This window comes from Bacillus vallismortis, assembly GCF_004116955.1.
In the GTDB taxonomy this organism is placed as follows: domain Bacteria; phylum Bacillota; class Bacilli; order Bacillales; family Bacillaceae; genus Bacillus; species Bacillus vallismortis.
On record NZ_CP026362.1, the window covers coordinates 2,442,533 to 2,456,884 of the forward strand.

The following is a 14,352-nucleotide window of genomic DNA, read 5'->3' on the forward strand; positions in this document are numbered from 1 at the left end:
CGTGATTGAAAACCCTTGAAGTCTAGGAAGGACGAGCATTGGAGCGGAGCGAATGTTATGATTCGTGAGCACCAACGCGCAGGACTGACAACGAATGCGAGGGTTTGTCGACACGCTGAAAGCAGCACTGTGATCAGTGCTGCTTTGTCGTTTTCACAAAAATCTGCTCTAAATAGTTGATTTTTTCCTCCGTGTAGTGCTCAAATCGCTCATTGTACGATTTCGGATCTTTCGGATTGGCAAAGTGCGTGATCTTCCCTGTATCGCGGTCAATAAATTTACTTGCCGCGCCGCAGCCGATTCCGATAATCGTCTGCACCTCTTCCATAATCATGATGTTGTAGATGCTTTCTTGTCCCGGCAAAGAGTATCCGACGTTTTCAAGGTTTCCAAGGATGTTTTTCTGGCGGTATAAATAATAAGGCATGTATCCATGTTTTTTCGTCCAGGCTACCGCGTCATCCATCATTTGAGAAACCTCTTCCCTGCCGGCGACCTTGTACTTATGCTTGTTTCTCGTCATTTCTGACGCCCGTTTAAAGGAAAGCGTATGAACGGTAAGAGATTCCGGCATCAGCTTTTCCGTTTCTGCAAGGCTGTGTCTGAACTCCTTCACGCCTTCTCCAGGCAATCCGATAATCAAGTCCATGTTGATATTATTCATGCCGTGCCGGCGGGACAGATGATATTTCTCAATGGTCTCTTCAACCGTATGATGCCGTCCGATCGCCTTTAGCGTTTCGTTTTCATAGGATTGCGGATTGATGCTGATTCGGTCAATGTCATATTTGTTTAAAACGGCGAGCTTTTCTTCTGTAATCGTGTCAGGGCGGCCAGCTTCCACCGTAATCTCGCGAATGTGTTTCACATCCGGGAAGGAGCGGACCATTTCTTCATACAGCAGATCCATTTCCTCCGCTGTAATGCTTGTCGGCGTCCCGCCGCCAAAATAAATGGTTGTCACCTTCACATTATGCTTCTTCAGCCATTCACCGATTTTCTGCATTTCGTAATGCAGCCCCCATAAGAATGAGCCGACTCTGCCCGCCTGCCCTTGGATGGCATACGCAGGAAATGTGCAATACGCGCATTTTGTCGGACAAAACGGAATGCCAATATAAATACTGACTTCATCTTTCACTTGATACAAATCCGGCACTGCCGCCAGCTGCCGGTCAACAATGTCCTGCATTAATTCGATTTTCTCATCGTGAATTAAATAGTCTTTTCTCAATTCTGCATGCGCTTGCTCCTTCGGCATTCCGCTTTGCAGCTTTTTATGAAGCAGCTTTGTCGGCCGGATTCCTGTAAGGATTCCCCACTTTTGCGTGATGCCCGTGTGCGCTTGAAGAAGGTTGAGATATACATACGAAATCGTGTTTTTCACTTGCTTAAAAACTTCTTTTTCATTCATGTCGGGAGAGAAAGATTTTGTATGCTGTTCCGTGATGCCAGTTTCCTTCACCTCTCCCGAAACCGTCACACGCTCTTCCGTTTGTAAGCAGTCTAAAGAAATGACAACATCTGCGTGCTCCTCTCCGCCGTACACAAGCTCGCACTCTTCATAAAACAAATTTACAATATTTTGCAGAGGCCGATGCAGGCGGTCATCATGTATGCCTTCTATTTTAATTTGCAACTTCATCACCTAATTTATCAAATTCAAAACTTTCTTTAGTGTACAGAAATAAACCGCTAAAATCAATCCGGCAAAAAAGCCGCCGCACCTGTCAGGGCGCGAGCGGCTTTTTTACACACGTTTCATGTGGAACTTATCAAGAAATCCTTTTCGCTGCTGCATTCGGAAGTATTCCTTCATCATGTAAGCGACACCTTGCTCATCATTGGACCTTGTGACCCAATCGGCCTTTCTCTTGATCTCCGGAGCGGCGTTCCCCATCGCTACCCCAAGACCTGCAAGTTCAATCATCGGAAGATCGTCATACTGGTGCCCAATGACCACGACATCATCCATGGTCAGCCCAAGTTCAGAAGCGACAAGGGCCAGGCCCGCTTCCTTCGAGACACCTTTCGGGACGATATTCAGCTTCTCGTCACTTACACGGATGACGTCAACCGCCGAAAAAGCTTTCGTAATCGTTTCTGTCATATCATGCTGAATATCGTGCTCCGTATACACCTCGATGACAGGCGCACTCACCGGCTCATCCATGAGAAGATCGCTTAATGATTCAACAAACTGGACGGGATAAAAGATCGGATCAGAGGGATGAATAAGTGCTTTCCCCAATAAATTAGAATTCACCTTTTTCTTGTTTCCAATGGAATACTTCTCGTGAAGAAGCCGAATATTGCATTGATAGCTCTCCAGCACTTGAACAATATTAAAGGTATGATCATCAGAAATTCTTTTTTCGAAAAACGGGGCGTCTATTTTCTCAGCGATGTATGCTCCGCTATGGGTGATCAGCTTGGCATCCAGCTTAAGCGATTTCGCTATTTTCTGTGCTGAACGAAAATGTCGGTTGGTCACGAGTGTGACGTAAATCCCTTTTTTCTTTACATATTCTATCGCGTCTTTCGTTGCCTGATGAATCTTTCCGTTCGACCGAAGCAGCGCTCCATCTATGTTTAAGGCAAGCAATTGTTTTGACACAGAGATGTCCCCCTCCTTGATGACTGTACTTGTGTATAAGATATGACCCTGTCTCTGTGTTTAGAACAACCTTTTCCGCCCAAGCAAAAAAAGCCTGGCTCAGCAGACTTTATGTATGGCATGATGATAGGATACGATCGAAGCTGCCATTCTCCCTAATATCGTTATTTCGATTTACGAAAAATCATGTATCAGGAACCCCTTGTTTGACCAATGACGCGCTCCGAACACTTACTCTCTGTTGCTTATCCCCTCTATATAACGGCATGATATGCGACCGTATCCAATTGAAATCAGGTAAGTGTAGGCGCTTTCAATGCCATTATCTCAGTTTTTCTTGCTGATGACAAGGGTTTTTTTAACTAAAAAAAGTAACCAAATGATGTATACTAAGGTAGGATTTGTTGTTAATTTTTGGAGCTATCTACTTGATGCAGAACATATATTCTCGTACGATATAAACAATAAATGAAAAAGCGGTGATCAGATGGCTGATTTAAAAGAAATTTACAATGAAAAACTGATATCTCAATTGATACACCATATAAAGGCATCTTGCCCTGGTTTTCATCAAGGCCGCTTCGAGGAACAGTTGCTGAAGGAAGACTGGCCTGAACTCGCTTTAAAAGAGCGGATGCGCCGCATTACAGCTTCCTTATACGAAACACTGCCAAAACCGTACAATGAAGCACTCGCTATTTTACGGGATGCAGCCCCTCATTTTAAAGGGCTCAGCGGCATTCTATTCCCTGATTATGTGGAACAGTATGGGTTAGCGCATTGGGACGAATCCATAAAGGCATTGGAATACTTTACACAATATTCTACCTCAGAATTTGCTGTAAGGCCTTTTTTGCTTTTAGATCAAGAAAAAATGATTGCGCAATTGCTAAAATGGTCTGAGCATGAAAATGAACACGTGAGAAGACTAGCGAGCGAAGGAAGCAGACCCCGGCTGCCGTGGGGAAAAACGATACCCGCTTTGAAATTGGACCCTTCCCCCGTTCTGCCGATCCTTGAGAAGCTGATGCAGGACGAGTCCTTGTATGTGAGGAAAAGCGTGGCCAACAACCTTAACGATATATCAAAAACGCACCCTCACTTGCTGAGAAAAGTCGCTGACCAATGGTACGGAACACATCGCTATGCCGATTGGATCATCAAACACGCCTATCGGACCTTATTAAAAAAGGGTGATCAACAGGCCTTAGCGCTTTTTGGTTATGAAAATGCTGATTTGATAGAATTACATGATTTCACATGCCAATCCAGCCGTATAGCCATTGGCGAAAGCCTTGAATTTTCTTTCTCTATTCATTCAGACAGGGATCAAAAAGTAAGAATTGAATACGCAATTGATTTTGTAAAAGCAAGAGGCCAGCGTCATCAAAAAGTATTTAAAATATCAGAAACAACCATAAGAAAAAACGAAACGAAGTCATACACAAAAGTTCATTCCTTTAGGGATCTAACCACCAGAAAACATTACAAAGGAATTCATACATTATCAGTAATCATCAATGGAGAGGCAAAAGATTCATTGGATTTCCAAGTTTGCTGACTGCATAAAAAATCCCTTCTTTTCCAAGAAGGGATTTTGCTGATTAGCCTTCGACACTGCCGTAAAGCTCTTCCAAAGGCTTCATAATGATTTTGTTCAATTCGCCGATCAGCATGCTCATGCGCTGCTCCGCTTCCATCAGCTGGGAAATTTTTTCGTGCTGCTGTACAAGCGCAACTGTTTTTTGAGCCTGCGTTACTTCTTCTTCTGTAATTTCTTCTCCTGCCATTTGTTTTTGCTGGAGTCTAAGCTGCACATCACGGAAGTTTTCAAACATGCGCTTTGCAGATTCATCTGCGTTTACTTCATCATAAAGGTTTTTTAAACGGGTGAACTCTTCGCTCCCGCGTAATGATTTTTCCAGGTCATATGCTACATCATAAAAATTAACAGCCATTGTAAATAGCTCCTTTCATCATTGCCATTTGACATACCACTCCACTATAACAGACTATGGAGCTCCTTTCATTAATCAAGGACCATTTCTTCTTAAAAAAGGGTGACAAACAACGCTTGAACCGCACCTATGATTCCGCCGAGAAGGCCTCCTAAATAGGTAATCATTTTAAATTCTTTTTTTGAAATGGACAGCACCATTTCTTCAAGACGCTGTACCGGGAATTGATCCACCTGCTCCTTGACGATTTCCTCAAGGCGCATCCGTTTTAAGACGCTTTCAAGATTGGCTGAAACGCCTTCAAGCAATTTGTCTAACAGTGCCGGCAGCATTTGCTGGGTCAATTCAGATTCATACCGGAGAGTAAGCGTTCCGATCGTCTTATCGAAGAAAGGGGCAGTCGAAAATGTTTGCAGCACTCTTCGTTTCAGGCTGAAAATGAGCGCCTTGGCATTCCATTTTTCATCTGCTTCATAAAACGTATACTCCTTCAGCTTGCCCCATTCGTTTTTCAAAAGGTCAGAAAGCAGCCTTTTTGTCTCGTCATTCCGCAAAAACTTCAGCAGCTCCGGCAACACGCGATCCGCGAGGCTGGTATTGCCCAAAAACATTTGCACCATGCTTCCAAGCATGCCGCGCTCTTTTAAAAAGTCATCAATCATATGGCCGAGACGGATTTTCCCTTCATCACTTTCAAAATAATTGATGCCGCGTGACAATATATATTCTGAAATCATCGGAATCTTTTCCTCAAGCTTTTCCTGCACTTCCAAAGGCACCAGCTCTTTTAACGATCGGTGTTCGTATTGGCGGAAAAGCTCATTCAGCTTATCATCCGTCCAGCTGCTGATCCATGCGTCTGCCGCTTCATCGGGACGCTTGATCCCGGCTCTTTCAAGCGCTTCTTTTACTGTCATTTCAGAAAGTGACAGCTTTTGAATCAGCTGTTCACCGACTTGAAGAGCCTGCTTTTTGGCTGTATCAGAGACGAGCCGCTTTTTAATGCCTTCAGGGGTTAAGAGATGATTGACGACCATCAGTCCCATTTGTTTTGCAAGCTCATCCCGTCTTCTCGGAATCAGTCCAGGAGTAAAAGGGACTCGTTTCCCAAACAAATAGTGCGCTTTATATGGCCTAAATAGCATTTGAATTGCTAAATGATTCGTCACCGCGCCAATGGCAGCGCCGATCACGATCATAAAAATAAAGGTTCCTGCAATACCCATTCCTATTCATCTTCCTCCATCTGTGCTTCATCTTTTTTCATATTGTTCATCATGTACCTATTCGTATTATAGAGGCTGATGCAATCACTTAGCAAACGAGGAGACAAATTCCTATTGTCAGAAAATCAGCTTGTCTATCTGGAATAGGGCAAGGTGAAGAATCGTAATCTGTAAAGTAGAATACCGTCAGCTGCGTTCGTCCTGAATGTTTTTACCGCAAAGCTGCTGACACCCGCCGGCAGCTTTTGAATAAAAGGGGGAGTCTCATCATGATAACACTCGGTTTTATGTCCTTATCCCGCCAGCATGAAGCGGATTATTCCGCAGAATTGGCCAAAAGAGCACCCGAATTCGGCATACGATTCATCCGGTTTACACCGTTCGATATTTCACCTGACACGTTGCGTGTCAAAGCCTCGGTCTATCATTCGGCCAGCAGCACTTGGAACGAAACTGAATTAGCCATTCCAGAATATATTTATGACCGCTGTTTTTACGGCAAGGATTCACAATCCCAAAAAGCAAAGCCGATCGTTGAATGGCTCAAAAAATATCCGAAAACAGAATTCATCGGCCGGGGGCTTCCTGATAAATGGACTGTCCTTCATGATTTGCAGCAGCACGCTGTGATCAATCCTTATATTCCGGAGACGATGAAGGTGAGCCGCTATGAGCAAATCCATTCCTTTTTATCCAAGGATAAAGCCTGCATCCTAAAACCGGCGTTCGGCGCAGGAGGCAGAGGCGTTATTCTATTGGCGCTCGGCAAGAAACACATAACCGCCACGTATCACATCGGAAAGGATAAGCAGACAAAAACCTTTTCCAACCATGCTTCTTTTAAAACATGGTGCAAAAAAGTGCTACAGCATCACTATTTGCTTCAGCCTTATTTAAATATTCAAGATAAAGAGCAATACCCATGTGATATCCGCCTGTTCATGGAAAAAAACGAAGCAGGTGAATGGAATACAGTGGGAAAGGCCGTGAGACGCGGATATAAACACGGGCTGCTAGCCAATTTGTCAGGCGGGTCTGATGTACTTACATTCGATTCTTGGTTTGAAGGTATACCGAAAAAACAGCAAGTGGTCTTACTTGATGACGTGTTCTCGATTACCCAGTCGGTTCCTTATTATCTTGATGAGCGCTATGGGCCTCTGTTTGAACTAGGCCTCGATATATGCCTTGCGAAGGACGGGAGGATCTGGATATTGGATATTAATTCCAAACCGGGCAGAAAGTCAATTTTGCGAGTCTCTCCCGAGCAAAAAGAACAAATGTACACTTGTCCCCTAAAGCGCTGCCAATATCTGTTTTCTGAGCAAAGCCGGAAAGGAGTTCTTCCGCGTGAATCATAAACGGTTTTTGATCGGCATAGACAAAACCAGTGAAAACACCTTAATTTTGCCCTTTTCGCTGAAAAGAGACGGTCTCTTGCATGCCGCGTTCGGAACGAAGGTTGTCAGATGCCACGTTTCTTACAGACGGCATTTAGAACAAACCGTCCTTCTCTCTGAAAATCTGTTTCACGAGCTTTTTCTTCCCCATCGAAGCAGAGCTGACATTCTGATTCATGATCATACGGTACATATCGGGCCGTTAATCGGCATCTTTACGGCAGGGTTTACCGTATCACTTGAACGCCCATTTAAGGATCGCTCCCTCTTTTTTTCAAAGCTTCTCACATTACACGAGCAAGCAGGAGGCTACTGCTTCGTGTTTGGCGCTCACCAAATCAATTGGGAGGAAGGTACGATTGAGGGGCTCCTTTACAGGGAAAACGGCTGGGAGAAAAAAGTCGTCCCGCTGCCGAACGTCGTTTATGACCGTTTGCCAAACCGAAAAATTGAAGATTCGCTTCTCTTGCAACATACAAAAAAGAGACTCATCGATGAATACCAGATTCCATGGTTTAATAAAACGTTTTTTAATAAATGGAGCGTTCATCAATTGCTCGAAAAAGATCCGAGAACAGCCCCTTTTCTGCCGAAATCCGCGCTGGCACCGTCTGAGGAGCGGATCGATGAGCTTTGTGACGCATACAAAAAAGTTTATATAAAACCGGCCAACGGAGCACTCGGAACCGGCATTTACCAGCTGACAAAAACAGGCGATGGCCTGACGGTGAAACATACGAATGATGCTAAAACGTTTTCTTCAGTTGAATATTCCGATGCCGCTTCATTTCTGAAAGAATTTCAAAAACAGCACAATCTGTCCGATTTTCTCATTCAGCAAGGTGTCGATTTGATTAAGTTTCAAGGCAAACCAGCGGATTTCCGTGTCCATACCAATAAAAACAGAAAAGGAAAATGGACCGTGACAGCAATCGCCGTGAAAATTTCCGGAGAAAACAGCATTACAACACATCTTTCTAATGGCGGAATCGTCAAAACACTTGCAGAAGTATACGGTAATCCCGCTGAAAGAATTGAGGTCATTAAAAAGCTTTCTGCTGCAGCACTGACAGCAAGCCATGTGCTTCACGACCATATCGAAGGGTTGATCGGGGAGATCGGTTTCGATTTTGGCATAGATCAGAACGGTAAAGTATGGATGTTTGAAGCGAATTCACGTCCGGGTCGCAGTATTTTTTCTCATCCGAATTTGCATCATGTTGATTCTCTGACAAAACGAAGAAGCTTTGAATACGCGTCATATCTATCCGAGAAGGCGATTATCTCCCCTGAAGCGCTATGGCCTTCGTAATCTGCCCGCTTTTTTGATAAGCGGGCTTTTCTTTATCCGTCGCTGGGACAAACTGCTTCACAATTAGGCCTACAATGATGTTCTGAAACAGTGGTACAATAAAAATAATTCGTTCGTCACCAGGTCATTTGATATCAATAGTAAGGAGCGTGGCCGCCATGATTTCTCATTTCAGCTGGAAACCGTTGTTCCAAAAAGAAAAGCTGCCCGGATGGAGAATTTCGTTTTATTATAAAGGAACCCATTATGAAGGCATCTATCATAAAAGCGGTGAAATTGAATGGGGAGATTTGTTTCCCGCCCGCGCTGATGAGCCTGCTCTTACAAACGAAATACATGAACTGATGCTTTTTCATATTTATGACTAGCTTAGCCTGGACGGCTAAGCTTTTTTTATGCCTTCTCAACATTTACCACTCAATTTTCCGCATGCGTCCTCGGCCATTTTAACATAATACTAGTAACAAGCCGGCAAAGCATTGGGTTACGCCGAGGCGGCAGTGACACCCGAGACGGGTCCACAGACTGGTGCAACTCCAGTTAACCCAACCATACTAAACAAAAAGGAGATTTTACACATGGCTAACCAAAACTCTTCAAATCAATTATTAGTTCCTGGCGCAGCTCAGGCTATCGATCAAATGAAACTTGAAATCGCTTCTGAGTTCGGCGTTAACCTTGGAGCGGATACAACTTCCCGCGCTAACGGTTCTGTCGGTGGAGAAATCACTAAGCGTTTAGTCTCTTTTGCTCAGCAGCATATGGGCGGCAGCGAACAATAACAACTCAATATCTGGCTATAGAGGGCGCGGTTTCCGCGCTCTCTTTCTATTTGTCACCCTTTTTTCCCGCTTCACATATCCTAGAAAAAAAGGGAGGGAATGAGGGTGGCATTCATCGCCTTTGTGAATTGGGAGCTGGTTCAGTTCGTCAGTATATCCATGCTTCATGAATATGTTTCCCATCGTTCTGCCTATATGTACAGGTATTCTTTCCCGCGCTGTTCAAACTGAAAGCATCCTTTTATAATGAGGGGCAAGGAGGTTTTTTGATGAGAATCGCTTTATTAGGAGCCAGCGGGCGCGTCGGACAAGCTTTTTTGAAACAAGCGGCCGCAGATGGACAATTTGATATGTACGCTCTACTCAGAGCTCAGCAATCTGGGCTTCCCCTTCCAGAAGACCGGCTCGTCATGGGAAATGCGCGCCGCCGGGAAGATGTGGAAAAAGTTGTGAAGGATGCTGAAATCGTGATCAGCTGTCTCGGCACGGATGGTGATGATACCTTGTCTGTAGCGATGGCAAATATAATCGCCATTATGAAAGAACAGCATATCAAACGGGTGATTACGATCGGTACCGCAGGCATTCTTAATTCCCGATATGAACCGGGAAAGTACCGGTTTGAAACAAGTGAATCAAAACGAAAGCTAACCCGAGCAGCCAAGGAGCATGCAAAAGTATACGAAATGCTAAAAGAATCATCTTTAGACTGGACAATCATCTGCCCCACTTACCTCCCGGACGGAGCAGCAACCGGCGAGTACCGTGTGGAGCGTAACGTTTTGCCGGAGGGCGGCACAAGCATTACGGTCGGCGATACAGCTGATTTTTTATATCATGAGCTCATTACAGGCGAGTATGCCGGATATCGTGCCGGACTGGCCTATTAACTACATAACAACCCCAAAACACGATTGTTTTGGGGTTGTGAGCATTATGCGATGGAATGTTTCTTGCCTTTTTGCAGCTCATACATTTGATAGTATTGTCCTTTGACCGCCATTAATTCCTCATGGTTCCCTCTCTCAACAATTTCTCCTTTATCAAGGACCAAAATCTGATCTGCGTTTCTGATTGTTGAAAGCCGATGGGCGATGACGAAAGTGGTGCGTCCTTGTTTTACGACATCGAGCGCCTTCTGGATCACGGCCTCTGTCTCTGTATCAATATGCGCCGTAGCTTCATCTAAGATCAAAATAGCGGGATCAAAGGCCAGAGCTCTTGCGAAAGATATTAATTGCCGCTCTCCAGAAGATAGCGTGCTCCCTTTTTCAATCACCGGTTCATTGATGCCTTGGGGCAGCTTTTCCAAAAGGCTCTCGGCCCCGACTTGCCGCAGCGCTTTTTTGATCTTTTCATCGGTCATGTTTTCATCATCAAGGCTTACGTTAGAACCGATCGTGCCCGAGAATAGGTAAGGGTCCTGAAGGACAATGCCCATGTGGGATCTGAGTTCCTGTCTTGACATGTTGTAAATGCTTTTTCCATCAATCAGAACATCCCCTTTTTGCGCATCATAAAAACGAAACAAAAGATTCAAAATCGAGCTTTTTCCTGATCCTGTATGGCCAACGAGCGCTACAGTTTCGCCTTTTTGTGCGGTAAAGGAAATATGTTTTAATACCTCTTCACCGTCATGATATGCAAATGACACATTACGAAATTCAACCCGTCCCAGAGCACGCTCCTTTGCAGGCTCACCTGCTTCTTCCGTATTCTTTTCTTCAAGCAGTTCGAAAACACGCCCGGCGGAAACCCGTGCCAGCTCCAGCTTTGAAAACTGGTTGACGATGCCTGTGATCGGCTGAAATAACCGGTTTAAATAATCAACAAACGCGTACAGCACGCCGACAGAAACAATTCCAGCCGCATTCAGGCTCGCACCGCCAAAGTGCCAGATCAGACTGACAAACGCAAGGTTTCGGATCACATTGACAAGGTTATGGGACATTAAGGAGTTTAAATTCAGCATCCTGTTTTGAAAATAAAAATGAGATTCATTTAATTTCTCAAATTCTCTCATCGTTTCCTTCTGGTGGCGGAAAGCCTGAATAATGGTCATGCCTTGAATGGACTCATTCATCTTTGCGTTAATGTCACTGTTGATCGAGCGGATTTTTCGATTGTAATAAGACGCGTATTTTCGGTAGATAACTGACCACAGACAGATGATCGGCACAATGGCCAGGCACACTAACGCGAGCTTCACATCAAGCAGAAACAAAGCTGCGAATATGCCGACCATATAGATTCCGCTTGTCACAAATGTTGACAGCACTGTGACATATAAATCCCTGACGGCTTCCGTATCATTGGTAATCCGCGCAACCACTTTGCCTGCGGGAAGGTTATCAAAATAGCGTATCGGCATTTTCTGTATATGCGAAAACACGTCCTGCCTCATCCTCTGAATAATCCGATTGGCGCTCATCTGCAGCAAATAATGCTGTCCGTATTGAAAAAATACAGAAAAGACGAGCAAGCCTCCATAAAGACAGATCAGAACCATCATTCCTCTTATTTCCGGCTGATAGAACTGGAAAACTTCCTCTTTTGTCAGCTTTTCGGCAGCATATGTCCGGCTCTTGTTTCCGTTTGTGATTGTCAGCTTTCCGTCAGAAACCGTTCTGTTCCCGTCAAAGCTGACAGCCTGATCAACAAAATAGAACGCCATCCCCACTTGATAAATATGCGCTTCTTTTTCTTGAGAAACAGGTTCCTGCATACGGTCCTCTCTTACATAAGAGGTGCCGTGAAACTGAACGGCGTTTTTATCTTTTTCCGCAGCTTCATACCAAGTTTTCTCAATACCGAGGATATGATCGTCAATCATTTTTTTGCCGATAAACGGCCCAGTCAGTTCTGCTCCTACGGCGACAGCTAGCAAAAAGACGGCTATGATCAGCAATTTCCGATAAAGGAGTGCGTATCTCCATAACGTTTTTCCTGTTTTCATGCCCCTGCTCCCCCTTCTTCCGCAGTGAACAGCTGCTGTCTTTCATATTGTTCCCGGTACCACCCATTATTGGCCATCAGCTCTTGATGGGTGCCTCTCTCAGCAATCACGCCGCCGTCCATCACAAGGATCAAGTCAGCATGCTCTACCGCGGATAAACGGTGCGTCAAAATAAATGTTGTTTTTCCTTTGCGGTTTTCTTTGATATTGCTGATAATCGTCGCCTCTGTTTTGGCATCCACAGCAGAAAGCGAATCATCCAGGATCAAAATCTCCGGATTCGCCATAAGGGCTCTCGCAATCGAAATTCTTTGTTTCTGCCCGCCGGACAGCGCCACGCCTTTTTCGCCGACCATTGTCTCCAAGCCGGACGGAAGCATGTGCACATCCTTTTCAAAATGTGCTTCGGCAATGGCTTGCCGAACCTCTTCATCACTCGCATCCTGTTTTCCGTATAGAATATTTTCTTTTACCGTCCGCGAGAACAGCAAATGATCCTGCGGCACATATCCAATCCACCCGCGTAGCCGGTCAAGAGGGATCTGCTGAATTGGTATGCCTGAGAACGTGATGCTCCCTTTGCCTGCGGGATACTGGCGCAAAAGCTGCTTAATAATCGTCGTTTTTCCGCTCCCGGTTTTCCCGGCAATCCCGACAGTCTGCCCTTTTTGCACCGCAAACGAAACATCTTGAATATTGCTGCTTGTTGAGCTTGGATATGTAAAGCTGACATGGCTGAAAACAATATCTCCAGGCTCTTTCAGTTCAGCGGGCTGCTTTGGATCTGTCACGTCCGGCTCATAAGAAAGAGTTTCATTCACCCTGTCTAATGACGCATTGCCGCGTTGCATCACATTAATGAGTTCACTGATTGCAAACATCGGCCAAATCATCATGCCGAGATAAACGTTAAAGGAAACAAGCTCGCCAAGCGTCAGTTCATTCCGAAACACAAGAAACGCTCCATAACCGAGCCCGATCAGATAGCTGACGCCGACAAGCAGCTTCACTGTCGGCTCAAACAGCGCATCTATAAATGCCACTTTCATATTTTTCTGGTAAACATCAGCGGTCATTTCATGAAACCGGCGGACATCGTTTGTTTCCTGCACATACGCGCGAATCACCCGCACGCCTGAAACAGATTCAAGCACCTTGTCATTCAGCGCCCCGAACGCATTTTGGGCCTCCGTAAACCGCTCATGAATTTTACTTCCGTATAGACTGATGGCAATCGCCATAATAGGAAGCGGGAGAATGGCGGCAAAGGTCAGCTTCCAGCTGATCAGAAATCCCATCGTCAAAAAGATCGTCATCATAAACATCGTAGAATCGACTAATGTCAAGATGCCAAACCCCGTCGTTAAACTGACAGCCTGAAGGTCATTTGTCCCCCGCGCCATCAAATCGCCTGTCCGGTTCTTTTCATAAAACGGCGGAGACATGGCTAGCAGATGCCCCATCAGCTTCGTACGAAGAATTCTCTCCATCAGATTCGCTCCGCCAAACAGCTGGTGCATCCAAAAATAAGACATGATATACACGACCGCCGTCAGCACAATAAAGATACCGATATAAAACAGCAGCCCATCCGCAGTAAACGCCCCAGATTTCATATCATCTATGGCGTTTCCCAAGAGCTTCGGCGGAAACATTTCAATGACATTGACTCCTAATAAGAGCACAATCGCAATCGTATAGCGCAGCCAGTATGCTTTAAAAAACCAGCCAAGCTTTTTCAATACTGAGAACATCAATCCTCATCTCCTTTATCTCATCAGCCGCCTTCTATTTTTTCCTTGCTTCCTTTTTCGTTCAGTTTGGTACAAGTTGGTCTTGTCTCTGTATTTTTCTTCACATCCCATACACCTGTCCTTCCTTGATTTTGTATATAAAAAAGGCATGAAGCGTCAGCTCCATGCCTTTTTTAACCAATATGTTATGCACAGCGCTTTTCAGCGCGCGGCTAGACTTAAAAAACCGTTCAATCAAACAGAACATGGGGTTTGCCGCGCCAATATGAAGCTGTTTTGTAAACACGCAAATTCCTTGGCATAGCAAACCCTCCTTCCATTTTTCGTCTTTTTTTCATCATATAAAC

General features: G+C 44.9%; 14 protein-coding genes. 7 read left to right on the forward strand and 7 right to left on the reverse strand.

Annotated elements, in window-relative coordinates; genetic code table 11:
* Positions 1-133 precede the first annotated feature (133 nt).
* Complete coding sequence (locus BV11031_RS13170) at positions 134-1,639, reverse strand: coproporphyrinogen III oxidase (protein ID WP_010329232.1); 1,506 nt, start codon at positions 1,637-1,639, stop codon at positions 134-136.
* 111 nt (positions 1,640-1,750) lie between these two features.
* Positions 1,751-2,617 carry a Cof-type HAD-IIB family hydrolase gene (locus BV11031_RS13175; RefSeq protein ID WP_010329231.1) on the reverse strand — a complete coding sequence of 289 codons (867 nt, stop codon included), beginning with the start codon at positions 2,615-2,617 and terminating at the stop codon, positions 1,751-1,753.
* 487 nt (positions 2,618-3,104) lie between these two features.
* Between BV11031_RS13175 and BV11031_RS13180 the strand changes: the two genes are divergently transcribed.
* A complete protein-coding gene (locus tag BV11031_RS13180) occupies positions 3,105-4,178 on the forward strand; it encodes a DNA alkylation repair protein (RefSeq protein WP_010329230.1) in 1,074 nt (357 codons plus the stop codon).
* A gap of 43 nt (positions 4,179-4,221) precedes the next feature.
* On the opposite strand, the gene BV11031_RS13185 is transcribed toward BV11031_RS13180, so the two are convergent.
* Positions 4,222-4,575: a YlbF/YmcA family competence regulator gene (locus BV11031_RS13185; protein ID WP_010329229.1), complete on the reverse strand. Its 354-nt coding sequence runs from the start codon at positions 4,573-4,575 to the stop codon at positions 4,222-4,224.
* Between the two features lie 92 nt (positions 4,576-4,667).
* Positions 4,668-5,801 carry a DUF445 domain-containing protein gene (locus BV11031_RS13190; protein ID WP_010329228.1) on the reverse strand — a complete coding sequence of 378 codons (1,134 nt, stop codon included), beginning with the start codon at positions 5,799-5,801 and terminating at the stop codon, positions 4,668-4,670.
* Positions 5,802-6,070: 269 nt separating this feature from the next.
* On the opposite strand from BV11031_RS13190, the gene spaC reads away from it, so the two are divergent.
* From spaC to BV11031_RS13225, 6 genes are all read left to right on the forward strand, one after another.
* Positions 6,071-7,162 (forward strand): spore coat associated protein SpaC, encoded by a 1,092-nt coding sequence (gene spaC / locus BV11031_RS13195; protein ID WP_010329227.1) that lies wholly within the window; start codon positions 6,071-6,073, stop codon positions 7,160-7,162.
* Positions 7,152-8,513, forward strand: coding sequence for a YheC/YheD family endospore coat-associated protein (locus BV11031_RS13200; RefSeq protein WP_010329226.1), 1,362 nt, complete (start codon positions 7,152-7,154; stop codon positions 8,511-8,513). Before spaC ends, BV11031_RS13200 begins: the two co-directional genes overlap by 11 nt.
* Before the next feature lie 149 nt (positions 8,514-8,662).
* The gene (locus BV11031_RS13210) at positions 8,663-8,881 is read left to right on the forward strand and encodes a YheE family protein (RefSeq protein ID WP_082022484.1); all 219 of its coding nucleotides are present in this window, start codon (positions 8,663-8,665) and stop codon (positions 8,879-8,881) included.
* A gap of 210 nt (positions 8,882-9,091) precedes the next feature.
* Positions 9,092-9,295, forward strand: a complete 204-nt coding sequence (gene sspB, locus BV11031_RS13215; protein ID WP_010329225.1) for a beta type acid-soluble spore protein SspB — start codon at positions 9,092-9,094, stop codon at positions 9,293-9,295.
* A gap of 105 nt (positions 9,296-9,400) precedes the next feature.
* Positions 9,401-9,526: a hypothetical protein gene (locus BV11031_RS13220; protein ID WP_082022483.1), complete on the forward strand. Its 126-nt coding sequence runs from the start codon at positions 9,401-9,403 to the stop codon at positions 9,524-9,526.
* A 38-nt stretch (positions 9,527-9,564) separates the two neighbouring features.
* Positions 9,565-10,185, forward strand: coding sequence for an NAD(P)-dependent oxidoreductase (locus tag BV11031_RS13225; RefSeq protein ID WP_010329224.1), 621 nt, complete (start codon positions 9,565-9,567; stop codon positions 10,183-10,185).
* Positions 10,186-10,229: 44 nt separating this feature from the next.
* Here the strand turns inward: BV11031_RS13225 and bmrD are convergent, their stop codons facing one another.
* The 3 genes from bmrD to BV11031_RS13240 all read right to left on the reverse strand — a co-directional run bounded on the left by bmrD (position 10,230) and on the right by BV11031_RS13240 (position 14,291).
* On the reverse strand, positions 10,230-12,251 hold the full coding sequence (bmrD, locus tag BV11031_RS13230; RefSeq protein WP_010329223.1) for a multidrug resistance ABC transporter ATP-binding protein/permease BmrD: 2,022 nt from the start codon (positions 12,249-12,251) through the stop codon (positions 10,230-10,232).
* Positions 12,248-14,005, reverse strand: coding sequence for a multidrug ABC transporter ATP-binding protein BmrC (gene bmrC, locus BV11031_RS13235; RefSeq protein WP_010329222.1), 1,758 nt, complete (start codon positions 14,003-14,005; stop codon positions 12,248-12,250). The genes bmrD and bmrC overlap by 4 nt, the downstream gene beginning before the upstream one ends.
* A 100-nt stretch (positions 14,006-14,105) precedes the next feature.
* Positions 14,106-14,291: a hypothetical protein gene (locus tag BV11031_RS13240; RefSeq protein ID WP_026014474.1), complete on the reverse strand. Its 186-nt coding sequence runs from the start codon at positions 14,289-14,291 to the stop codon at positions 14,106-14,108.
* Between the last annotated feature and the right edge of the window lie 61 nt (positions 14,292-14,352).